General features: G+C 44.0%; 1 protein-coding gene. It reads right to left on the bottom strand.

The features are described 5' to 3' along the window. Positions 1 to 18 precede the first annotated feature (18 nt). On the bottom strand, positions 19 to 948 hold the full coding sequence (locus UXI14_RS18015) for an IS1595 family transposase (RefSeq protein ID WP_335967356.1): 930 nt from the start codon (positions 946 to 948) through the stop codon (positions 19 to 21). Positions 949 to 1,004 lie beyond the last annotated feature (56 nt).

Genomic DNA, 1,004 nt, shown 5'->3' with positions numbered 1-1,004 from the left:
TTATGACTATCCGTTAAGTTAATATTTTGTTCCATACCACGGTTCAGCCACTGCGGCTACCATCATCCTGTCAAAAAGATTTTGCTTAAAATACCTTCTGTTTACCTTATAACAGAATTCGTTAAGGTAATTCTGTAGGTATGTATCATCTACAGAATGATTGATACCTAGCAAGGTCCTCTTTACATTGCTGATCATGGTATGCACCCACGGCAAAACTTTTTCCGCCAGTTCCTTTGGTACATTTTGGGCATGATGCGCTTTGACAATCTCCTTTATCCTGGAATAACCACGGAAATTGTCGCTCACAATCTCTGTATTGTCCTTGGTCGCCTTTCTTTTTACAGCGTTTCCTACTTCAATGGCTCCCTGGCTCTCCATAACTTTCATAGAAACATACCGGAAAGAAGAGCTTTTCTTCCCTTTCTCATTTCCCTGCTCAAACTTGGCCATCACCAGTACCGCTCTCTTTTCTTGGGTTCCACGCCCCCGGCTGTTCCCTCCCATGTCCGTCCCTTTCTTTGGACGGTTGGCCTTTATGAACCCATCGTCCAGCTCTACAAGCCCCTCCATTTTATAACGTTCATCCCTGTTGCCCATCGCTGTACGGATTTTATGCTTCATGGCCCAAATGGGCTCGTAACGCTTGTGCCCTAACTGCCGCTGCAGTTCCAAAGCACTGATTCCCTTCTTTATGCTGGTCATCAGGTACATAGCATAAATCCAATAATGGTATGGCAGGTTCGAGGATTCCAGTAATGTGCCACTGCGAAGGCCTATTTGAGCCCCGCAGGACTTGCACTGCCAACGGTCAGCTGTCTTAAGCCAATAAAAGGCTTCTCCATGACATTTACGGCAACTCAGTCCATGTCGCTCCCTATATTCCTTAAAAAGCTGTTTGCAGGACTCTTCGTCCCCATAACGTTTGGTAAATTCCAATAGTCTCATAAAAACTCTTTTTTAATGAGAAAGATACGATTTATTATAATTACGGATAGTCATAT

The organism is Galbibacter sp. PAP.153 (assembly GCF_037029175.1).
GTDB lineage: Bacteria > Bacteroidota > Bacteroidia > Flavobacteriales > Flavobacteriaceae > Galbibacter > Galbibacter pacificus.
Note: the sequence above shows the minus strand (reverse complement) of the source record. Positions and strands in the feature narration are given on the sequence as shown.

Excerpts from the sequence above, each read along its gene's own strand:
- UXI14_RS18015 (WP_335967356.1), bottom strand. The coding sequence starts at position 948 with ATGAGACTATTGGAATTTACCAAACGTTATGGGGACGAAGAGTCCTGC.